Raw genomic sequence first — 20,727 nt, forward strand, 5'->3', positions numbered from 1 at the left:
CCGCGGGGGGTTCTCGCGGCGCTCTCTACTTGTTTGGGCTTTTGTCCCCGGGTCCCCCGCCCCCCCCCCCCCCCGCGGGGGCGCCGGCCCGCCCCCCCCCCCGCGCCGGGATCTTCCTGAACCTGCTGCCGGTCTTCACGGTGCTCATCGCGGTGGCGCTCGGCCAATCGCTCGAACCCGTCGCGATGGCGGGCGGGGCGCTCGTGCTCGTCGGCGTCTACCTGACGCTTCGGGTCGCCCGTCGCGGGCGATCGACGGGCGAGCGGATGCCGCGGCTCACGTGACGGTACGATAGACCTCCGTGGCACTCACCATCGGAATCGTCGGTCTCCCGAATGTCGGCAAGTCGACCCTGTTCAACGCGCTGACCAAGAACCAGGTGCTCGCGGCCAACTACCCGTTCGCGACGATCGAACCGAACATCGGCGTGGTGAACCTGCCCGACCCGCGGCTCGAGACCCTCGCCGGCATCTTCGGCTCCGAGCGGCTGCTGCCCGCCGCGGTCTCGTTCGTCGACATCGCCGGCATCGTGCGCGGCGCCTCCGAGGGCGAGGGGCTCGGCAACAAGTTCCTCGCGAACATCCGCGAGGCCGACGCGATCGCGCAGGTCGTGCGCGGCTTCGAAGACGCCGACGTCGTGCACGTCGAGGGCACGGTCGACCCGAAGTCCGACATGGAGACCATCAACACCGAGCTGATCCTCGCCGACCTCGAGACCCTCGAGCGCGCCATCCCGCGCTACGAGAAGGAGATCAAGGGCAAGAAGCTCGACCCGTCGGTGCTTGAGGCGGCGAAGGCCGCGCAAGAGGAGCTGCAGAAGGGCACGCCCCTCTCGGCAGCATCCGTCGACCTGGCGCCCATCAAAGAGCTCGGCCTGCTGACGGCCAAGCCCTTCATCTACGTCTTCAACGTCGACGAGGCCGTGCTGACCGACGACGCGAAGAAGGCCGAGCTTGCGGCGCTCGTCGCGCCCGCCGAGGCCGTGTTCCTCGACGCGAAGATCGAGTCCGAGCTCATCGACCTCGACCCCGCCGACGCCGCCGAACTGCTCGCCTCGACGGGTCAGGATGAATCGGGGCTCGACCAGCTCGCCCGCATCGGCTTCGACACGCTCGGCCTGCAGACCTACCTCACGGCGGGCCCCAAGGAGTCGCGCGCCTGGACGATCCCGAAGGGTGCAAAGGCGCCGCAGGCGGCCGGCGTGATCCACACCGACTTCGAGCGCGGCTTCATCAAGGCCGAGGTCATCTCGTTCGCAGACCTCGTCGAGACCGGCTCGGTCGCCGAAGCCCGCGCGAAGGGCAAGGCCCGTATGGAGGGCAAGGATTACGTCATGCAGGACGGCGACGTGGTGGAGTTCCGGTTCAACGTCTAGCGGAATCGTCGGAAGCCCTCGACTCGGTGAGGGCGGCGGCGTAGTTGCGCATCGAACGCTGGTAGCGGGGCAACGTTGCTATCTGCGCTTCGATCGCGACCCGGAGTGCTTCATCCTTGCGTCCGGCGCTATGAAGAGCCAGGGCCAATACGATGCGCGGTGCGGAGCCCGTCGAATCATGCGTCGGCGCGGCTTGCAGGACGGCGATCGCCTCGTCGAGGCGGCCGAGATTGCGCAGCGTCGATCCGTACTGGACGGCGAGTTGTGCATGCCTGGCTGCGTCGAGGCCGAGTTCGAGAGCGCGCTCGTACTCGGCACCGGCTTCAGCCTCGAATCCCATGGAGTCGTACATGCCGGCAAGCTCGAACGCCGCCCTGCCGTCGGTGGCCGGGCATGCCGTGGCCAACTCGCGCATCGCAGCCACGCCGTCATCTCGACCGAATGAGTCGAAGCGCTCCCAGAGATCGGCGACGGCGGCTTCCCACTGGTCAACTCCGAGTGTCATGGCACCAACTCTGCCACGACGCGACCCGTCGGCACCCGACACCATCGAACCTGAGAAGTCGGGCGGGGCACGCGTCGCATGTTCTCGTCGCTCGCCGGCATGCCGGTGTCCGACGACGTGCGGCGCCGACGCATGACCGTCGCCGCGGCCGACCTCGTCGGAGACGAGGACCTGCTCACGATCGCCGTGCGGTACGGCTACGGCTCGGTGGAGGCCTTCGGGCGAGCGTTCCGAGCCGTGCACGGCGTCAGTCACGGAGACATCCGTCGCAATCAGCGGTACCGAGCCCACCCTCGATCGTCGCGATGATCCACCGGGCGCCGGACTCCAGCACGGCGACGTGCGAACTCTGGTTCGCGATCGAGCGTGCCTGAGCGAGCGGCGAGCCGTTCGGGTAAGGTTCAGGTTCTATGTCTGAGCAGATCCCGTTGTGCCCCGAGTGCGGCAGCGAACACGCCTATGAGATGGGCGCGCTGCTCGTGTGCCCGATGTGCGGCCACGAGTGGTCGACCGCCGACGAGACCGCCGACGGTGACGCCGCGGCCGATCGTGTCGTGAAGGACTCCGTCGGAAACGTGCTCGCTGACGGTGACACCGTCACCATCGCCAAAGACCTCAAGGTCAAGGGCGCCGGCGGCGGGGTCGTCAAGGTCGGCACGAAGGTCACCGGGATCCGACTGATCACCGATGGCGTCGGAGATCACGACATCGATGCGAAGGTGCCCGGCTTCGGCCAGATGCAGCTGAAGTCGAGCGTCGTCAAGAAGGTCGTCTGACCGGTTCGGCCGGTCCGGCCGGCCGGACCTTCGTCCTGGCGAAGCCTTCGAACCGCTCGGTCACCGTCAGGCTGCCGCCTCCGAGCATCGCCGACTTCTGTTCCAGCATCTCGCCGGCCCGGTCGCTGATCGATCCGTAGACTTCGATCGCCGTGAGCGTGATCAGCTCTCCCAACTTTCGGAACTCCTGCCTGCCGATCTCCAAGTGCAGTTCGAGTGACTCGCTGTCGGGGTGAACGGCGGTGACCGTCATGCGGCGGGCTTCTTCGTCGAGATGGAAGCCGTACGCGATGAGGCGGGGCTCGCGCACCTCGATGACGTCGACGAGCTGACGAATGCCTGCTTTGAGTTCTTCGAGGCGACCCTCATGGATGTCGGAGTGATCGATGTAGACGATCAGATCCGACGCACCGGGTCGAGGCTCGCGGGTCATATGTACACGGTACGCGCGTTCTCCCGCCGTGAGGTGACGCTTCGGCGGCTCAGCCGAGCTCCTCGGCGAGTCCGATGAGGATGCCCTCCGGCCCGCGCACGTAGCAGAGCCGGTACACGTCTTCGTACCGCACCACTTCGGTGCTGACGAGCTCGGCGCCATGCTCGCGAAGTCGGTCGAGCGTCTCATCGAGGTCGTCGACGGCGAACATGACGCGCAGGTAGCCGAGCGCGTTGACCGGGGCGTCTCGATGATCGGCGACGACGCGCGGCTCGATGAAGCGCGAGAGCTCGATCCGGCTGTGGCCGTCGGGCGTGCGCATCATCGCGATCTCGACGCGCTGATCGCCGAGCCCGGTGACGCGTCCGGCCCAGTCGCCCTCGACGACGGTCTGCCCTTCGAGCTCGAGCCCGAGTTCACGGAAGAACTCGATCGTCGCGGCGAGATCTTCGACGACGATGCCGACGTTGTCCATCCTCACGGTCATGGGGTCACCCTACCGAGAGCACGTCGCGCGCGGTCAGCGACTCTGACGCTTCTTGTACGGCTTCGGCTGCCCCTTCACGATGGGCGCGCGGCCCTTGCCCTTCGAGGCCTTCGCCTTGCCGCCGGCCTTCGCCACCGGTTTCTCGGTCGGGGCCGGCGCCGCGGCGATCTCCGCCCTGGCCTCGTCAAGCAAGAGTGCGCCCACCTTGGTGAGCCGGGTTTCGCCGGTCCGGGTGAACAGCGGATGGCCGACCTCCGCCTCGAGCTTCTCGATCGATGAGTAGAGCGAAGCCAACGGGATGCCGAGGGCGTCCGCCGCGCGTGGAAAATGCAACTCCTCGGCGACCACGACGAAACGTCGAAGCAGGGTGATGTTCACGGGGAGCCCTTCGTCGGCACGCACGAATCTCGGCGCGCTCCTCAGGCTACGCGAGTCGATGCATGAAGGTGCGGCTGCGACTACGTGGTCGTCTCGTTGCACGTGACGTCCTGGATCCAGGAGGACGCGTAGTCGTCGTTGCCATAGACGACGGGCGTCGTCTCGCTGGCGGCGACGTCGAAGAAGCGGAGCGTCTGGTCGTAATCGGAGGTCTGCTGATCGAGGGTGGTCGCGAAGCTCACCGTGACGATCAGGGTGTCGCACTGAGCCTCGGGGATGACGGCGGCCATCCAGCAGCCCTGCTCGAACTCGTACGAGCACTGGTCGGCGTAGCGGCCGTCGGGGTAGTACTCGAGTGCGGCGGGAAACGTGAAGGCCGTCTCTTCGGCCGAGTAGTGCTCGATCGGCTCCGCGTTCGAGCCGTCGTCGAACGGCTGCTCGGCGAGCTCGGTGACGCGCTCGGTGAGCGCCGTGACCCCGAAGGCGAGCCCGACGATCAGGCCGATCACGAGAACCGACGCACCCGCGGCGATGCCGACGATACAGCCCGTGGAGAGACCTGGTCGCGGAGCGGGGTGCACCGAGAACGCGGTGCCGGCGGCGGCACTCTCGGCGAGCAGGGTCGCGCGCGCCTGCCCCAACGTCGTCGCCCACGTTTCCGCCGCTGCACGGCCCTCGGCATCGGGGTAGCGCGATGGGTGCCGCGCCCAGGCGGCGGTGCGATACGCCGCCTCGATGCTCTCGGGGGTCAACATGAGCACCGGGTCGAGGTTCAGGGCGGCGCGGGCGGCGATGGATTCCACGACGAGATCATACGGCGCTGCGGCCGCGCAACGCGCCCGCGAATTCCGAGTGGGATCAGGCGACGTGCTGCGTCGCAGAGTTGGGCCCCCCGAGCACGCGGCTGATGGCCTCGGGTGCGGCGGTGAAGCGGCCGGCGGTGCCGTCGTGGTCGATGTAGTGCACGCGGATGCCGCGGCCGACGCGCGCGAGCTTCGTGATCTCGTAGTGGGTGCCGGAGACGTTGACGAGCGTGTCGCCCACGGCGAGGTGCCGGGTCTCTCGCAGTTCGATCGTCGTCATAGTGAGAGTGTCTCAGCACCCGCCGACATCCGTTCACGGGTACCGCACCACGGGCCGGTGTGCGAAGCTGGCGGCATGCCCGAGTCGCCCGAGGTGGAGGCGCTCGTCGAAGATCTCGGCACCCGATTGACGGGCCGCGAGATCACCGGCGTCGACGTCGTGGAGTTCCGTGCGTCCAAGACCCGAGCGCGGCCGCCGTCGTCGCTGCAGGGTGAGCGGGTGCGCGCGGCATCCCGTCATGGCAAGCATGTCGACCTCGCCGTCGGCGACGCGCACCTCATCGTCTCGCTCGGCCGCCACGGCTGGGCGCGCTATGCCAGCGACGAGGCGGATGCCTCGGTCGCCGAGGCGCCGCCGACGCTGGTCGCCTTCAGTTTCGATGACGGCACGGTCGTCGAGTTGACGGATGCCGGTGGCTGGGTGTCGCTCGGATGCTGGGTCGTCGACTCGGCGAGCGACGTGCCGGCCATTGCGAAGCTCGGGTCCGACCCCGCCGACCCGGGGTTCGTGCGCGCCGACTTCGACCGGGTCGTCGCCGGCCGTCGCAAGCAGGTCAAAGCGGTGCTGCAAGAGCAGGAGTCGCTCGCCGGCATCGGCAACGCGTACTCCGACGAGATCCTGCACCTCGCGAAGATCTCGCCCGTCGTGCACGCCGCCGCCCTGACCGAGGCCGAGCTCGACCGGCTCTTCGATGCCACGATCGGCACGATCAGGGGCGCGATCGAGCACCAGCGCGGCGTGCCGATCGATCGGCTGAAGGCGGCGAAGATCGCGTCGATGCGCGTGCACGGCCGTGCCGGTGAGGCCTGCCCGGTCTGCGGCGACACCGTGCTCGACTTCTCGTTCGCGAGCACGACGGCGCAGTACTGCCCGACGTGCCAGACGGGTGGGCAGCACCTGCCGCTGCGGGCGGCGGAATAGCAGTTCGCTCGCGGTGCGCAAGATTCACGGCCGACGCGACACATGCCGGGTGTGAGGATCTTCGGTGGGGGCCCGGGCGCGGGCGTGGGCGTCGTCGTGTTGGGCCTCGCCATCGCCGTCGGGGGCGCCGGGTGCGTCGCCGGGGTGCCGCCGCTGGCGTGCGCGGCGATCGGCTACCCGAGCACGATCGAGATCGTCGTCGAGGGGGCGGCGTCAGCCGACGTCGTGCGCATCGCGGTGTCGACGCCGGCATCGGGTTCGGGGTCGGCGTCGGGATCGGCGTCGTCCGTTGAGCCGATCGCCTCGGCCGACAAGGTCGACGACGGCAGGTGGCAGGCGGACCTCCTCTCTGCAGCGCCGTCGGAGGTGACCCTCGAGGCCTTCGGGGCGGGCGATGCGCCGCTGGGCACCACGACCGCGACACTCGAGTGGCGACGCGTCGGCGGAACGGAGGAGTGCGGCGGCCCGCAGGAGGCCGGGCCCGTCGTGATCGAGGTCGTCGGCGCGGCCGGCTGAGTCGCGCGCACGATCGCGATCATGCTTCCGACGACGGTTTGCGCCGTGGAGGACATCTGCGGCGTGTCCTCCACGGCGCAAACCGTCGCGGGAGTGCGGCGCGAGCGGCGCGGGCGGCGAGCGTGGCGCGCATTCGCGTGCGAGTCGTGCAAGACTCGCGGCTGACGCGACATATACCCGGTGTGAGGATCGCCAACGCCACAGCACCCGTCGATGCAGCCGAGGAGGTGGCGATGCCCGCGCCCGCAGGGTCCGACGAGCCCGATTCGAACGAGCCTGCTGCAGGCGAGGCGGTGACCGCCGACGAAGCGGTGACCGCCGCCGACGCGGCCTGGTTCACCGAGGTCGTGCGCGAGCACTCGACCGCCCTCGTTCGCTACTTCGCCCGACGAGGGCCCCGCCAGGACGCGGAGGACCTCGCAGCAGACGTCTTCGTGACGGCGTGGCGTCGCCGAGCCGATGTACCGCGCGAAGCGGTGCTGCCGTGGCTCTACCGCACGGCGGGTTTCACGCTCGCCAACAGCCGCCGGAAGCACGTCGACCTGCCCGTCGAAGAGGTGCCCGAGAGCGGCAGCGTGCGCATCGAGCACGATCCCGAGCTCAGCATGCTCTTCGACGCCGAGTTGCGCGGAGCGCTCGAGAGCGTCGGCGAGCGCGACCGGCGCATCCTGCTCCTGCATGCGTGGGAGGGGCTGGGCGGTGGGGAACTCGCGGAAGTGCTCGGCATCTCCCGCTCCGGAGCCGACGCCGCACTCTCCCGGGCCCGCAAGCGCCTGCGTGAGGCCTGGGGCGAGCGGATGTCGTTCTAGCGTCTGCGCGTGAGCGCTGCTGCAAGATTCGACCCGCTCGGCACATATCCCTGAGTGAACCGCACGCACGAAGGGTGTTCGACATGAACGACGACAACGACCGCGATCCGATCGCACGACTGCGCGCCGCCGACCCCGCGGCCGGCGTCGAGGCCCGCGCGGGATTCACCGATGACGTGCTCGCGCAGACCACAGCATCGAACGCGGACACATCGAGCGCGTCGAACGTGAACGCGTCGAACGCGAACACACCGACCCCCGACCCGTCGAACACCTCGGAAGCGACGGCCGAGGTAGCCGACCTCACCGTCGAGCGCGCTCGGCGCCGCCCGCGCTGGGTGCCGATCGCCGCGGTCGCCGCATCGCTCGCGGTCGTCGGCGGCGTCGGATTCGGCCTGGGATCGGTCACCGGAGGCGCAGATCTCGCGAGCGGCGCTGCGTCGCCGATCACGCTGCAGGCCGGTTCCCCGCTGAACGGCCAGGCCCAGAACGGTGCCCAGAACGGCGCGATGAACGGCGCGCTGGAGGGCTCGCAGGCGTTCGCCGCCGACGGCAAGATGGCTGCGCCGGGCACGTCGAGCCTGATGTACCCCTACGGGTTCGGCCGCAACAGCTTCAGTGCATCGGGGCTCGCCACCGCAGAGAGTCGCGCGCCGGCGTACGCCTACGACGCCCGGGCCGCATCGAACACCGAGACCGTCGCCGCGCTCGCCGGGGCCCTCGGCGTCGAGGGGGCCCCCGTGCTGCAGAACGGCGGCTGGACCGTCGGCCCGCAAGACGGCACGGGCGCCACGCTCTACGTCGGGCTCGACGGCACGCTCGGATTCTCGTACTCCGATTCGCGAATCAACCCGTGGATGTGCACGGCGACGGTCGAGCCGGTGCCCGCAGTTCCCGACGCGACGACGGACGGCCCCACGATCATGCCGGGCGTGCCGATGTGCGAGACGCCGACCGCCGACATTCCCAGCGAGGGGGCGGCGATCGACGCGATGCGGTCGATCATCACGGCCGCCGGGCGTGACGCCGATGCCTTCGAGTACGCCTCGGAGACGTGGGAGGGCGCCGTGACGCGCACCGCGCAGGCCTGGCCGGTCGTCGACGGTCAGCGCATCGATCAGTCGTGGTCGGTCGAGCTCACGAACGAGGGCATCGTCAACGCCTACGGCACTCTGGCCGACCTCGTGACGCTCGGCCAGTACGACGTCGTGAGCGAGCAGGAGGGCTTCGAGCGCCTCTCCGACCCGCGCTTCGGTGCGCAGATGACGGCGATGCCGTTCGCTGCGGCCGATGTTCGCGCCGACGCGATGGTCGAGGAGTGGGTGCCGCCCACCGAGCCGCCGGCGACCCCGACGAAGGGCAGCGCCGTGTCGTGGCCGGTCAACGACGTGAAGATCGTCAGCGCTCGCCTGGGTCTCTCGACCCAATGGCAGCCTGACGGCAGCGTCGTCGTCGTTCCGGCGTACGAGTTCACCGACGCGAATGGCGGCACCTGGTCGGTCATCGCCGTCGCCGACACCATGCTCGACTTCGCGACGGAGTGAGCTCGCAGTGAGCGACGGATGAGCGTCGCACAGGTGCGACTGACGGCGGTGGGGTGCAGGATGTCTGTGTGCCCGAGCTTCCCGAAGTGCAGGCGCTCGCCGCGTTCCTCGACGAGCGGGCGGTCGGGCACGCCTTCGCCTCGCTGCGGGTCGCGGCGATCTCGGCGCTGAAGACCTTCGACCCGCCGTTGTCGGCACTCGAGGGGCAACGCATCGAACGCGTGCGACGTCACGGCAAGTTCGTCGACCTCGACGGCGGCGGGCTGCACCTCGTGTTCCACCTCGCCCGCGCCGGGTGGCTGCGGTGGTACGACGAGGTGCCGAAGACGCCCGTCAAACCCGGCAGGTCGCCGCTCGCCCTGCGGGTGCGGCTCGATGACGGCTCGGGCTTCGACCTCACCGAGGCGGGCACCAAGAAGTCGCTCGCGGTGTACGTCGTGCGCGACCCTGCCGAGGTGCCGGGCATCACGAGGCTCGGGCCGGATCCGACGGCGCCGGGTTTCACCCTCGCCGATTTCGCCGCCGTGCTCGAGGGTCGGCGCACGCAGATCAAGGGCGTGCTGCGAGACCAATCGGTGTTCGCGGGCATCGGCAACGCCTACTCCGACGAGATCCTGCACGCGGCGAAGATGTCGCCCTACGCGCTCGCCGCGAAGCTCTCACCCGAACAGGTCGAGCGGTTGTACCACGCGATGCGCGACACCCTCGCCGAGGCGGTGGCCGCGGCATCCGGTCGCCCGCCGGCCGAATTGAAAGACGCCAAGCGCCGCACCCTGCAGGTGCACGGCCGCACCGGCGAGTCGTGCCCGGTGTGCGGCGACACGATCCGGCAGGTGATCTTCGCCGACTCCACGTTCCAGTACTGCCCGACGTGCCAGACCGGCGGCAAGCCGCTCGCCGATCGTGTGCTGTCGCGCCTCGTGAAGTGATTCCGCCGATTCGCGCGTCGACGCGCGCGCCTGCTAGACAGGCCTCATGACGACGCCCGATGTGCAGTGGCCGCGCCCGGCAGGGCCTCTCGAACTGCGCCAGCCGACGGATGCCGACCTCGACCGGATTCTCGAATGGCGCAACCGCCCCGAGGTGACCCGATGGCTGATACGCACGCAGGTCGCCCCCGAGGCGTTCCGAAAGACCTGGCTCGACGGTGTCGCCGACCCGAACGACCACTCCGTCGTCGCGGTGCTCGGCGACGAGGTCGTCGGCACGGGCTCGCTCTGGATCACCGACGCGATGGGGCAGTCGCACGTCGACGACGGGCCGTGGCGTCAGGCGGAGGCGGGCATCGGATACATCCTCGATCCCGCTCACGCGGGCAACGGCTACGCCACCGAGATCGCCCGCGCGCTGCTCGATCTCGCATTCGGCGAGCTCGGCGTGCACCGGGTGACGGGCGGATGCTTCGCCGACAACACGGCATCGTGGCGAATCATGGAGAAGCTCGGCATGCGGCGCGAGCAGCACGGCGTGCGCGACTCCTGGCACGCGGAGCTCGGCTGGATCGACGGGTACACCTACGCGATGCTCGCCGAGGAGTGGCGAGCGGCTCGCTGATCGGTGCCGTTCATTCGTCGAGCGAGCCGGATTCGCGCGAGCATTCCTCGAAATGTTGCAGATCGGCAGGTCGCGCCCCCAGTATGGGGGCCATGATTCTCGCTGACGAGTTGCTGCGCGCCTACGACGACCAACTTCGCACCGATGCCGAGACGCCGGGCGCGATCGCGGTCGAGCGGCTCGGCCCGCTGCGCCTCGTCACGTTCGCCGGCGGCCGCGGATTCGTGACCTACCGCGACCTCGGCGGCGCGACCGCGACCGAGATCGCGGGCCTGGTGGTCGGTGCACTCGCCCACTTCGCGGCCGATCCCGAGGTCACGCGAGTGGAGTGGAAGACCCGCGGCCACGACGCCGCGCCGGGACTGCACGGCACCCTGCTCGCCAACGGCTTCGAGGCCGACGACGTCGAATCGATCATGATCGGCGAAGCGAGCGCCCTCGTCGCCGAGGTGCCGCTTCCCGACGGCGTGACGGTGCGACGCATCACAGCGGAACCCGAGGTGCGCGCCATGTGCCGCATGCAGGGCGAGGTGTTCGGCGACTCGCACTCCGAGGCGACGGCCGATGCCGTGCTCGCACGCCTCGTCCGTGGCGACGGCCTGGAGCTCTGGGTCGCCGAGGCCGAGGGTCGCGTCGTCAGCGCCGGCCGGCTCGACCCGGTGCCCGGCACCGAGTTCGCGGGCATCTGGGGCGGCGCGACCCGTGCGGAATGGCGCGGCCGCGGTGTCTACCGGGCGTTGACCGCGGCGCGTGCGAGGTCGGCGATCGCCTCGGGCAAGCGGCTCATCAATTCCGACTCGACGGAGTACTCGCGGCCGATCCTCGAACGGTCGGGGCTCATCAGGGTCTCGACGACGACGCCCTACCGCTGGCGGCGCTGAGCGCACAGCACCCGCTGAACTCACAGCGCCCGCTGACTAGGGTTGACCGGTGACTGCAACACTCGTGGCCCAGGGCCTCGCCGGTGGATACGCCCACCGCACACTCTTCGACGGCCTCGACCTCACGGTCGCCCCCGGCGACGTCGTCGGCATCGTCGGCGTCAACGGCGCGGGCAAATCGACGCTGCTCCGCATCCTCGCGGGCGAACTCGAACCGCAGGCCGGCACCGTGCACCTCTCGCCGGCCGATGCGTTCGTCGGCTGGTTGCCGCAAGAGCACGAGCGGCTCGAGGGCGAGACCATCGCGGCCTACGTCGCGCGCCGCACCGGTGCGGCCGAGGCATCCGCTCGGCTCGATGCCGCCGCGCTGGCACTGGGGTCGACGGATGCCCCTGCGCCCGGTGCACCCGACCCGGCCGACGAGTACTCAGTGGCGCTCGATCGCTGGCTCGCCTCGGGTGCCGCCGATCTCGACGAGCGGCTGCCCGCAGTGCTCGCCGAACTCGGGCTCAGCATCGGCGGCGACGCACACCTCTCGGCCGACTCGCTCATGTCCTCGCTTTCCGGAGGTCAGGCCGCCCGCGTCGGTCTCGCGGCGCTGCTCTGCTCGCGCTTCGACCTCGTGCTGCTCGACGAGCCGACGAACGACCTCGACCTCGACGGGCTCGAACGGCTCGAGGCGTTCGTGCGGGGCCTCCGCGGGGGCGTCGTGCTCGTCAGCCATGATCGCGAGTTCCTCGCCCGCTCGGTCACCCGTGTGCTCGAACTCGACCTCGCCCAGCACTCGAACCGCATCTACGGCGGCGGCTACGACGCCTACCTCGAAGAGCGTGCGACCGCCCGGCGTCAGGCGCGCGACGAGTACGAGGAGTTCGCGACGAAGAAGGCCGACCTCGTCTCGCGGGCGCGCGTGCAGCGCGAGTGGTCGAGCCAGGGCGTGCGCAACGCCATGAAGAAGTCGCCCGACAACGACAAGATCCGGCGCAAGGCCGCGACCGAGTCGAGCGAGAAGCAGGCGCAGAAGGTGCGGCAGATGGAGAGCCGCATCGCGCGGCTCGACGAGGTCGAAGAGCCGCGCAAGGAGTGGCAGCTCGAGTTCACGATCGGCCGGGCGCCGCGCTCGAGCTCGGTCGTCTCGACGCTCAACGCGGCTGTCGTGCAACAGGGCGACTTCACGCTCGGCCCGGTGTCGCTGCAGGTCGACGCGGGGGAGCGCATCGGCATCACCGGCCCGAACGGCGCCGGCAAGTCGACGCTGCTCTCGCTGCTGCTCGGGCGGCGGCCGGCCGACGCGGGCACGGCGAGCCTCGGGGCATCCGTCGCCATCGGCGAGATCGACCAGGCACGCACGCAGCTCACCGGCGAAACGCCCCTGGCCGACGCGTTCGAGGCGCTCGTGCCCGAGTACACGGCGGGCGAGGTGCGCACCCTGCTCGCGAAGTTCGGGCTGCGGGCCGACCACGTGCTGCGCCCGGTCGACGCGCTCTCGCCCGGTGAGCGCACTCGCGCCGGGCTCGCACTGCTGCAGGCGCGCGGGGTCAACGTGCTCGTGCTCGACGAGCCGACGAACCACCTCGACCTCGCCGCGATCGAGCAGCTCGAAGAGGCCCTCGAGGCATACGAGGGCGCCCTGCTGCTCGTCACCCACGATCGGCGCATGCTCGAGAACGTGCGACTCGACCGGCGCTGGCACGTCGAGGCCGGGCAGGTCGTCGACGACTGAGCACCGGCGCCTCTGCGTCGACCGCGCCCGTGTGAAAAGCTGGAGTGCATGGACCTCGGCGCGAAGTTCCTCACGACACGGTGGATGGTACGACTGCCCATCCCGATCTTCCGGGCGGGTTTCGGCTTCGTCTTCGGCGGGCGCCTGCTGCTGCTCGAGCATCGTGGCCGCACGAGCGGCGAATCGCGATTCGTCGTGATCGAGGCCGCCGATCGCGAGGCGCCCGACCGCGTGGTCGTGGCGTCGGGCTTCGGCCCGCAGGCGCAGTGGTACCGCAACCTCGAGGCCGAGCCGCGCTGCGGCGTGAGCATCGGGTGGCGTCGCCGCGTGCCGGCGCGCGCCGAGATGCTCGGCCCCGACGAGAGCCGGTCACTGCTCGAGCGGTACGCCGAGCGCCGGCCGGCCGCGTGGGCGGTGCTGCAGCGTTCGATTCAGGATGCCACCGGCGAGGCCGACCCCGAGATCCCGATGGTCAGACTGCACCTCGAGCGGTGACCGGGGTCGGACCCGCCGCGAGGTCGACCGGGGGCAGTGCCTCGACGCTGGGCAGCCCGCCGAGGAGCTCGTCGAGCAGCCGGGACAGCACGGCGAGCCCGTCGGGCGAGAGCACCGACTCGAGGTGGCCCTGCACCGACGCCACGCCCGGCCCGCGGAGCACGTGCACCACGCCCGTCGTCGCGTCGGCCGCCACCTCGAGCCCGAGGTGCGGGGTGCGCGAGCGATTCGCTGCGGTCGCCGCGAAGGTGTTGTAGAACCCGATGGCCGCCGGTTCGCCGAACAGGTCGACGTCGAGCTGCACGCCCTGTCGCGGTGCGGGCAGCGGTGCGATCGGCAGCCCGGCGAGGTCGGCGAGCACCTGGTGGCTGAGGCACACCGCGAGCATCGGTCGGCCGCTCGCGAGGCGCTCGACCATGAGTTCGCGCAGGCGGGCGACGCGCGGGTCGGCGGCGTTGCGGGGGTCGCCGGGCCCCGGGCCGAAGATCACCAGGTCGTCGGATGCCTCGGGGCCCGCGTCGCTCCATGGCACGACCCGCGCGTCGACGCCGAGGTGCCGCAACTGATGGGCGAGCATCGTCGTGAAGTCGTCGCCTGCATCGATGACGACCGCGGTCGCCCCGCGCGAGGCGTGCGCGGCCTGCGGCGAACTCCAGAAGGTCGCGAGGTGGTCGTTGCGGGCGTCGAGCAGCGTGGCGATGCGGTCGTGGTCGCGGCACGAGGCATCCGTTTCGACCGTCGAAGCGACCGCGACTGCGACCGGCGCGACCGGCCGCGGAATCGCGCCGAGCGCCGTCAGTACTCCCGCCGCCTTCGCGTGCGTCTCGGCCACCTCGCTCTCGGGGTCGGAGTGCCGCACGAGCGTCGCCCCCACCGGCACCCGCACGCCGCCGTCGCCGTCGACGTACGCTGCGCGGATGAGAATGGGCGCGTCGAGGTCGTAGCCATCCGACCGAGGCGTGAACCGCGCCAGCACGCCCGCGTAGTAGCCGCGGGGCGTCGACTCGTGGCGCGCGATCACCGTGCACGCGTTGCCCATCGGCGAACCCGTCACGGTCGGCGCGAACATCGTGCGGCGCAGCACCTCACGGGGGTCGAGGTCGCTGCGCCCCTCGAGCAGGTACTCGGTGTGCGTGAGCCGCGACATCCGCTTCAGGAACGGACCACGGATGCGGCCGCCGTCGGGGCACACCGCGCTCATCATCTTGAGCTCCTCGTCGACGACCATCACGAGCTCCTCGCGCTCCTTCACATCATCGAGGAACGCCACCAGCTCGGCGGCGGCGGGCGGCCCGTCGAGGTGACGGAACGTGCCGCTGATCGGATTCATCGAGACGACCCCGCCGATCGACGACACATGCCGCTCGGGCGTCGCGCCGACGGCCGAGAGACCGGGCGTGTGCACCGCGAACGTCCAGTAGGCGCCGGCCTCGTGCTCGAGCAGCGCCCGCAACCAGCCGAGCACGGCGTGCGCAGGGGATGCCTCGATGCGCCCCGTGAACTCGCGGCGGATCACGAAGTTCGCACCCTCGCCGCGGCCGATCTCCTCGTCGATCACCCGGCGCACGCGGCCTGCGTACTCGGCATCGCTCACGTCGACGCCGAGGTCGTCGACGGCGATCGGATGCTTCGGCAGCATGCCGATCGCCGCATCGACGTCGATCGTCTCCCGTTCGCGCACGACGAGGCAGCGCAGCGGCGCCCCGTCGTCGCATGCGACGAAGCCGCGCTCGCGCACCTGGCGGAATGGCACGAGGGCGAGCACCTCGGCACCGTCGAGCGGGATGTCGGCGAGGCGGTCGACGTCGACGACGTCGCCGACGAGCACGTCGAGCGTCGGTTCGTGTTCACGGCGCACGACGGCGAAGGGCGCGGGGTCGGTGGCGTCGAGCAGGGCGGCGAGCAGTCGCGTCATGGGGTTCTCCGGTCGGCCCTCGGGCGCCGCCCTCCGCATACGCGAAAACGACCGCCCTCGGGCGGTCGTCAGGTCGTCGAAACGAATGGCCGCCTAGGAGGCGGGCCACCAGCTCTGGTTCGACGAGGTCATGTCGAGGACTCTAGCATCAGCTCGGCTTCGAACGGCAGCGCCGACGACGGCAGCGCCGACGACGGCAGCGCCGATACGCTTCGAGTGATGCCGACCGAGACTGAGATCGTGACCCGCCTGCGGGCCGCCGGATGCGTGTTCGCCGAAGACGAGGCGGCGCTGCTGCTCGAGGCCGGTGCCGAGGGCGACGAGCTCGACTCGCTCGTCGAACGCCGGGTCGCCGGCGAGCCGCTCGAGCAGGTGCTCGGCTGGGCGGCGTTCGCGGGGCTGCGGATCCGCGTGCTTCCAGGCGTGTTCGTGCCGCGCCGCCGCACCGAGTTCCTCGCCGCCGAGGCTGCGCGGCACGCGGCGGTCGCGGCCGCGGGGGCCGCGACGGGCGCACCCGCCCACGTTCCGGTCGTCGTCGATCTCTGCTGCGGCGCCGGCGCGATCGGTGCGGCCATCGCCACGGCGTTCGCGGATGCCGCGGGGCCCGTGCACCTCGTCGCCGCCGACCTCGATCCCGTCGCCGTGCGGGCGGCGCGATCGAACCTCGAACCGCTCGGCGGCATCGTGGTCGAGGGCGATCTCTACGACGCGCTGCCGCGCGAGCTTCGCGGACGCATCGACGTGCTCGCCGTGAACGCCCCCTACGTGCCGAGCGAGGCGATCGCCATGATGCCGCCCGAGGCGCGCGACCATGAGGCGCGCCTGGCACTCGACGGCGGGGGAGACGGGCTCGACGTGCATCGGCGAGTCGCGGCATCCGCTCGCTCGTGGCTGGCACCCGGCGGCGCACTGCTGATCGAGACGAGCGTGCGCCAGGCGGCCGTCGCCGCCGCCTTCTTCGAAGCCGCCGGACTCGACGCTCGCATCGTGCACGACGACGAAGCCGATGCGACCCTCGTCGTCGGAGTGCGCACCGCGGTTCGCTGAGCGCTCGGCGCCCGGCGCTCGGCGCCCGCTCAGCGCTCGTCGCGCGCAGCGACGAGCAACGCCGCGACCTCGTCGTCGCTCGTCTGCGCGAAGTCGAGGTAGTGCATGCCGACCGCCATGAAGCCGTGCGGCGCCGAGAGGCAGACGATCTCGTCGACGGCGGGGTCGGCGGCGAGCGAGCCGAGGGCGTCGGGCGCCCCGACGGGCATGGCGAGCACCACGCGCGCCGCGCCCCGCGCCTTCGCCACGTGCGCGGCGACTCGGGCCGTCGCGCCCGTCGCGATGCCGTCGTCGACGATGAGCGCCGTGCGGCCGTCGAGTGGGATCGGCGGGGCATCACCGCGGAAGCGGGTCACCCGTGCGTCGAGCTCGGCGCGCTCGCGTCGTTCGATGTCGCGGAGTTCGCCGGGGGAGACGTGGGCGGCAGCGACGATGTCGTCGTTCAGCACTCGAGCGCCCTGCTCGCCGATCGCGCCCATCGCGACCTCGGGCTGGCCGGGCACGCCGAGCTTGCGCACGACGAGCACGTCGAGCGGGGCGCCGAGCGCTTTCGCGATCGGCGCGGCGACGGGCACACCGCCGCGTGGCAGGCCGAGCACCACCACGCGCTCGAGGTCGACGCTCTCGAGTGCTGCTGCGAGGCGCCGACCGGCGTCGGCGCGAGTGCTGAAGTGGTCCATGTCGTGCGTCCGTGCATGCTCGTCAGGTTGCCGATCGCGACCCGAACGAGCCGATTCCATGCTCGCACCGTCGCGCCCGGACGCAAAGGGGTCGGGGCCACTTGGACGCGGCGGCGGAATTCGAGTGAAGTTCGCGTCTTGGAACTCGTCGCCTACACTGAACGAAATCCTTCCCCATCTGGGGAACCCGAACTGAGGATTCGACGGCGCCCCCTGCCGTCGGCTTGGAGTGTCCGTGGGACGTCACAGTGTCGCGGCATCGGCGAAGCAGCCGAGCCGCAAGCTCACCCTGTCCATCATCGGAGCGGTCGTCGTGGTCGGCGTTGTCGCGTCCGGCGTCTTCGTGTGGGCCGGCGGCTATCTGAACCCGCTCTTCGCCTCGGCCGACACCGGTTGCGCTGCGACCGAAGAGCTCGTCGTCGTCGCCGACACCTCGATCGCCCCGGCCCTCACGAAGCTCGCCGAGAGGTTCGACGAGAACTCCGAGCTGTGCGTCTCGACCGAGATCACCGCGCAGGATTCGGCCGACACCGCTGCCGTCGTCGCCTCCGGCGGTGCCGAGATCGACGCCTGGGTGCCCGAATCGAGCGTCTGGATCGACCGCATGAACGCGACCGCCACCTCGCTCGGGCAGTCGTTGCCCGAGGTCGAGGTGCGCGAGTCCATCGCATCCTCGCCCGTCGTCTTCGCCGGCGCCACGACGAAGGCCACCCAACTCGCGGCCGAACCGGTGAGCTGGGCCCGAGTGCTGGGCGGCACGCTGCCGACGATCCTGCCCGACCCCGAGGCATCCGCTGCGAGCCTCGCCGGCCTGCTCGCCCTGCGCGGCCACTCCTCGCCCGACGACCCGCGCCAGTTCGCCGGCGCCATGATCGAACTCGGCAAGTCGATCCCCGCCTCGACGAGCGCCGCCTTCGGCACGGTCAGCGCCGCGCAGGAGCCGGCCGTCGTCGTGACGAGCGAGGCGCAGGTCGCCGCGTACAACTCCGACGAGCCCGCCGAGACCCTCGTGGCCGCGTACCCCGTCGACGGCACCGTATCGCTCGACTACCCCTTCGTGCGCATGACGGCGTCGGATGCCGCGGCCGACGCGGGCGCGGACGACGCGGGCGCGGACGACGCGGGCGCTGCAGACGACGAGGGCACGGCAACGGCGTCGGCGTCCAGGGCCGAGTTGCTCGACGCCTTCGAGGCATCCGTTCGCAAGGGCGCCAAGGTGCTGGCGGCCGAGGGCTTCCGGGCGGCCGACGGCACCGGAGCGCTCGACATCCCGGGCCTCGCGGCCGAGGCGCCGACGGCGAGCGGCGCCCTCGACGGCGCCGCGCAGCTCGAGATCCTGCGGGCCTGGTCGGTGCTGACGCTGCGCTCGCGCATGCTCGCCGTGATCGACGTGTCGGGGTCGATGGAGGAGCCGGCCGAGAACGGCCTGCGCCGCATCGACATCTTCCAGCAGGCCGCCGTGGGCGCGATGCAGAAGTTCTCGGGCGAGGTCGAGCTCGGCGTCTGGGTCTTCTCCACCGCCCGCAACGGCGACCTCGACTACGAAGACCTCTCGCCCATCGCTCCGCTCGGCGATGCCGCGCACTCGCAGGAGATCGCCGGCATCATCCAGTCGCTGCCGGCGAGGCTCGGCGGCGCGACCGGGCTCTACGACACCACCCTCGCCGCGGTGCAGCGCGTGCGCGAGACCTACGACCCCGAGAAGGTCAACTCGGTGCTGCTCTTCACCGACGGCAAGAACGAAGACGAGAACGGCATCGACCTCGACACGCTGCTCGCCGAGCTCGCGAAGATCGACGACCCCTCGAAGCCGGTGCCCGTCATCATGATCGGCTTCGGGCCCGACACCGACCTGGCCGCGATGCAGCGCATCGCCCAGGCGACGAAGGGCGCCGCCTACTCGGCGTCGAAGCCCGAAGACCTCGGCATCGTGCTCGTCGACGCGCTTTCGCAGCGCAGCTGCCGCCCGAACTGCGGCTGACGTCGCGACGGTACGACGAAGGGGGCCCGGCATCTGCCCGGCCCCCTTCGTCGACTGCACGCAGTGCCGAGCGTCAGTGCCCCGTCGGCGTGCCCTCCATCATGTCGGCGGGCTTGCGCACGAAGGCGGCGCCGACGATCGCCAGGAGCGACAGGATCGCCCCCACGAGGAACGCCGAGCGGATGCCGGCGGCCGCGGCGGCCTCGGCCGTCGCGCCGGTCGCCGTCACGGTCAGTGCGCGCGACGCCATGATCGTGACGAACAGCGCAGTGCCCGCCGCGCCGGCGACCTGTTGCACCGTGCCGACCGTCGCCGCGCCGTGCGAGTAGAACCTCGGCTCGACCGAGCCGAGCGCCGAGGTGAACAGCGGCGTGAACATGAAGGCGAGGCCGGCCGAGAGCACGACGTGGGCGGCGAGCAGCAGCCACGGCGACGTCGTGTCGGTCACGAGCGTGAGCGACCAGAGCACGCCGCTCACGACGACGGCCCCGGGCACGAGCAGCGGGGTCGGCCCGAGCCGGTCGAAGAGCCGGCCGACGAGCGGGCCGAGCAGGCCCATCGTGAGGCCGCCGGGCAAGAGCAGCAGGCCGGTCATGATGGGCTCGAGGTGCAGCACGTCCTGCAGGTAGATCGGCAGCAGGATGATCGTGCCGAAGAGGGCCGCCATCATGATCGCCATGAGGCCGATCGAGATCGAGAAGTTGCGGGTGCGGAACGTGCGCAGGTCGAGCAGCGCACGGTCGTCGCGCTGCAGCGAGATCTGGCGCCAGATGAACCCGCCGATCGCGAGCGCACCGACGGCGAGCGAGATCCACATCGGCACGGCGCCGAAAGCACCGCCCGCGCTCGCGGCGCCGATCAGGCTGAGGCCGTAGACGAGCCCGCCGAACCCGAACGCCGACAGCACGACCGAGAACGTGTCGATCGGGATCATCTTTGGCTCGCTCACGTTCTCGACCCTGCGGATGCCGATGAGGAGCATCGCGAGCGCGATCGGCAGTACGAGCCAGAACATGAAGCGCCACGAGAGGGTGTTCAAGATGAGGCCCGAGATCGTCGGACCGATCGCCGGGGCGACCGACATCACGATCGACACCCGGCCCATGAGCCGTCCGCGATCACTCGGCGCGACGAGGGTCATGAGCGTCGTCATGAGCAGCGGCATCATGATGGCGGTGCCGCTGGCCTGCACGACCCGCGCGGCCAGCAGTACTTCGAAGCCGGGCGCCAGGGCGGCGATGAGCGTGCCCGTCGAGAACAGGCTCATCGCGGCGATGAAGATCGGCCGCGTCGCGAAGCGCTGCAGCAGGTAGCCCGTGATCGGGATGACGACGGCCATCGTCAGCATGAACGCCGTGGTCAGCCACTGGGCGGCCGAGATCGAGATGTGCAGGTCGTCGACGAGGTGCGGGATCGCCACGCCCATGATCGTCTCGTTGAGGATGACGACGAAGGAGGCGGCGAGCAGCAGCCAGATCACCCGGTTGTTGCGGGCGCCGTGCAGCGCCTCGACGTCGGAGTGTTCGTGCATCGTGCGTTCGACCGGCACGGTGAGGTCGGGGTCGCGGATTTCGGGAAGGGCGCGTTCGGTCAAGGAATTGGGTCCAATCGATATCGGCACGGA

At 70.6% G+C, this 20,727-nt stretch carries 23 protein-coding genes and 1 pseudogene; 15 read left to right on the forward strand and 9 right to left on the reverse strand.

Annotated features, from left to right (window positions below):
- The first annotated feature begins 140 nt into the window (after positions 1–140).
- Entirely contained in the window at positions 141–284 is a 144-nt protein-coding gene (locus ACWGST_RS09995) for a hypothetical protein (RefSeq protein WP_452046506.1), read from the forward strand.
- 17 nt (positions 285–301) lie between these two features.
- Positions 302–1,375, forward strand: a complete 1,074-nt coding sequence (gene ychF, locus ACWGST_RS10000) for a redox-regulated ATPase YchF (protein ID WP_452046507.1) — start codon at positions 302–304, stop codon at positions 1,373–1,375.
- Here ychF and ACWGST_RS10005 read toward each other — a convergent pair.
- Entirely contained in the window at positions 1,365–1,925 is a 561-nt protein-coding gene (locus tag ACWGST_RS10005) for a tetratricopeptide repeat protein (protein WP_452046551.1), read from the reverse strand. The genes ychF and ACWGST_RS10005 overlap by 11 nt on opposite strands.
- Positions 1,926–1,952: 27 nt before the next feature.
- Here ACWGST_RS10005 and ACWGST_RS10010 point away from each other — a divergent pair.
- Both ACWGST_RS10010 and ACWGST_RS10015 read left to right on the forward strand, forming a co-directional pair.
- Positions 1,953–2,153 (forward strand): annotated as a pseudogene (locus ACWGST_RS10010) (helix-turn-helix domain-containing protein); the annotation flags it as partial.
- A 137-nt stretch (positions 2,154–2,290) separates the two neighbouring features.
- A complete protein-coding gene (locus ACWGST_RS10015) occupies positions 2,291–2,656 on the forward strand; it encodes a zinc ribbon domain-containing protein YjdM (RefSeq protein ID WP_452046508.1) in 366 nt (121 codons plus the stop codon).
- Here ACWGST_RS10015 and ACWGST_RS10020 read toward each other — a convergent pair.
- The 5 genes from ACWGST_RS10020 to ACWGST_RS10040 form a co-directional block, all read right to left on the reverse strand.
- Positions 2,640–3,089: a hypothetical protein gene (locus ACWGST_RS10020; protein ID WP_452046509.1), complete on the reverse strand. Its 450-nt coding sequence runs from the start codon at positions 3,087–3,089 to the stop codon at positions 2,640–2,642. The two genes, ACWGST_RS10015 and ACWGST_RS10020, sit on opposite strands and share 17 nt — an antisense overlap.
- Before the next feature lie 49 nt (positions 3,090–3,138).
- Entirely contained in the window at positions 3,139–3,576 is a 438-nt protein-coding gene (locus ACWGST_RS10025; protein WP_452046510.1) for a VOC family protein, read from the reverse strand.
- A gap of 33 nt (positions 3,577–3,609) precedes the next feature.
- A complete protein-coding gene (locus ACWGST_RS10030; RefSeq protein ID WP_452046511.1) occupies positions 3,610–3,954 on the reverse strand; it encodes a LysR family transcriptional regulator in 345 nt (114 codons plus the stop codon).
- Positions 3,955–4,034: 80 nt separating this feature from the next.
- Positions 4,035–4,757 (reverse strand): hypothetical protein, encoded by a 723-nt coding sequence (locus ACWGST_RS10035; RefSeq protein ID WP_452046512.1) that lies wholly within the window; start codon positions 4,755–4,757, stop codon positions 4,035–4,037.
- Positions 4,758–4,812: 55 nt separating this feature from the next.
- The gene (locus ACWGST_RS10040; RefSeq protein ID WP_452046513.1) at positions 4,813–5,037 is read right to left on the reverse strand and encodes a hypothetical protein; all 225 of its coding nucleotides are present in this window, start codon (positions 5,035–5,037) and stop codon (positions 4,813–4,815) included.
- 75 nt (positions 5,038–5,112) lie between these two features.
- Between ACWGST_RS10040 and ACWGST_RS10045 the strand changes: the two genes are divergently transcribed.
- The 9 genes from ACWGST_RS10045 (at position 5,113) to ACWGST_RS10085 (ending at position 13,480) form a co-directional block, all read left to right on the forward strand.
- Positions 5,113–5,958, forward strand: coding sequence for a DNA-formamidopyrimidine glycosylase family protein (locus ACWGST_RS10045; RefSeq protein WP_452046514.1), 846 nt, complete (start codon positions 5,113–5,115; stop codon positions 5,956–5,958).
- A 51-nt stretch (positions 5,959–6,009) separates the two neighbouring features.
- A complete protein-coding gene (locus tag ACWGST_RS10050; protein WP_452046515.1) occupies positions 6,010–6,474 on the forward strand; it encodes a hypothetical protein in 465 nt (154 codons plus the stop codon).
- A gap of 233 nt (positions 6,475–6,707) precedes the next feature.
- Positions 6,708–7,283, forward strand: a complete 576-nt coding sequence (locus ACWGST_RS10055; protein ID WP_452046516.1) for an RNA polymerase sigma factor — start codon at positions 6,708–6,710, stop codon at positions 7,281–7,283.
- A gap of 83 nt (positions 7,284–7,366) precedes the next feature.
- Complete coding sequence (locus tag ACWGST_RS10060; RefSeq protein ID WP_452046517.1) at positions 7,367–8,827, forward strand: hypothetical protein; 1,461 nt, start codon at positions 7,367–7,369, stop codon at positions 8,825–8,827.
- A gap of 68 nt (positions 8,828–8,895) precedes the next feature.
- Complete coding sequence (locus ACWGST_RS10065) at positions 8,896–9,756, forward strand: Fpg/Nei family DNA glycosylase (protein WP_452046518.1); 861 nt, start codon at positions 8,896–8,898, stop codon at positions 9,754–9,756.
- Between the two features lie 46 nt (positions 9,757–9,802).
- Positions 9,803–10,381, forward strand: coding sequence for a GNAT family N-acetyltransferase (locus ACWGST_RS10070; RefSeq protein ID WP_452046519.1), 579 nt, complete (start codon positions 9,803–9,805; stop codon positions 10,379–10,381).
- Positions 10,382–10,473: 92 nt separating this feature from the next.
- Entirely contained in the window at positions 10,474–11,262 is a 789-nt protein-coding gene (locus tag ACWGST_RS10075) for a GNAT family N-acetyltransferase (RefSeq protein WP_452046520.1), read from the forward strand.
- Positions 11,263–11,311: 49 nt separating this feature from the next.
- The gene (locus tag ACWGST_RS10080) at positions 11,312–12,985 is read left to right on the forward strand and encodes an ABC-F family ATP-binding cassette domain-containing protein (RefSeq protein WP_452046521.1); all 1,674 of its coding nucleotides are present in this window, start codon (positions 11,312–11,314) and stop codon (positions 12,983–12,985) included.
- 48 nt (positions 12,986–13,033) lie between these two features.
- Complete coding sequence (locus tag ACWGST_RS10085; protein WP_452046522.1) at positions 13,034–13,480, forward strand: nitroreductase family deazaflavin-dependent oxidoreductase; 447 nt, start codon at positions 13,034–13,036, stop codon at positions 13,478–13,480.
- On the opposite strand, the gene ACWGST_RS10090 is transcribed toward ACWGST_RS10085, so the two are convergent.
- Positions 13,458–15,395: an anthranilate synthase family protein gene (locus ACWGST_RS10090; protein ID WP_452046523.1), complete on the reverse strand. Its 1,938-nt coding sequence runs from the start codon at positions 15,393–15,395 to the stop codon at positions 13,458–13,460. The genes ACWGST_RS10085 and ACWGST_RS10090 overlap by 23 nt on opposite strands.
- 219 nt (positions 15,396–15,614) lie before the next feature.
- On the opposite strand from ACWGST_RS10090, the gene ACWGST_RS10095 reads away from it, so the two are divergent.
- Positions 15,615–16,442, forward strand: a complete 828-nt coding sequence (locus ACWGST_RS10095; RefSeq protein WP_452046524.1) for a putative protein N(5)-glutamine methyltransferase — start codon at positions 15,615–15,617, stop codon at positions 16,440–16,442.
- A gap of 29 nt (positions 16,443–16,471) precedes the next feature.
- On the opposite strand, the gene ACWGST_RS10100 is transcribed toward ACWGST_RS10095, so the two are convergent.
- Entirely contained in the window at positions 16,472–17,122 is a 651-nt protein-coding gene (locus ACWGST_RS10100) for a phosphoribosyltransferase (RefSeq protein ID WP_452046525.1), read from the reverse strand.
- A gap of 235 nt (positions 17,123–17,357) precedes the next feature.
- On the opposite strand from ACWGST_RS10100, the gene ACWGST_RS10105 reads away from it, so the two are divergent.
- Entirely contained in the window at positions 17,358–19,103 is a 1,746-nt protein-coding gene (locus tag ACWGST_RS10105; protein ID WP_452046526.1) for a VWA domain-containing protein, read from the forward strand.
- 73 nt (positions 19,104–19,176) lie between these two features.
- Here the strand turns inward: ACWGST_RS10105 and ACWGST_RS10110 are convergent, their stop codons facing one another.
- Positions 19,177–20,634 (reverse strand): DHA2 family efflux MFS transporter permease subunit, encoded by a 1,458-nt coding sequence (locus ACWGST_RS10110; RefSeq protein ID WP_452046552.1) that lies wholly within the window; start codon positions 20,632–20,634, stop codon positions 19,177–19,179.
- Positions 20,635–20,727: the final 93 nt, after the last annotated feature.

The organism is Agromyces sp. NPDC055520 (assembly GCF_053619715.1).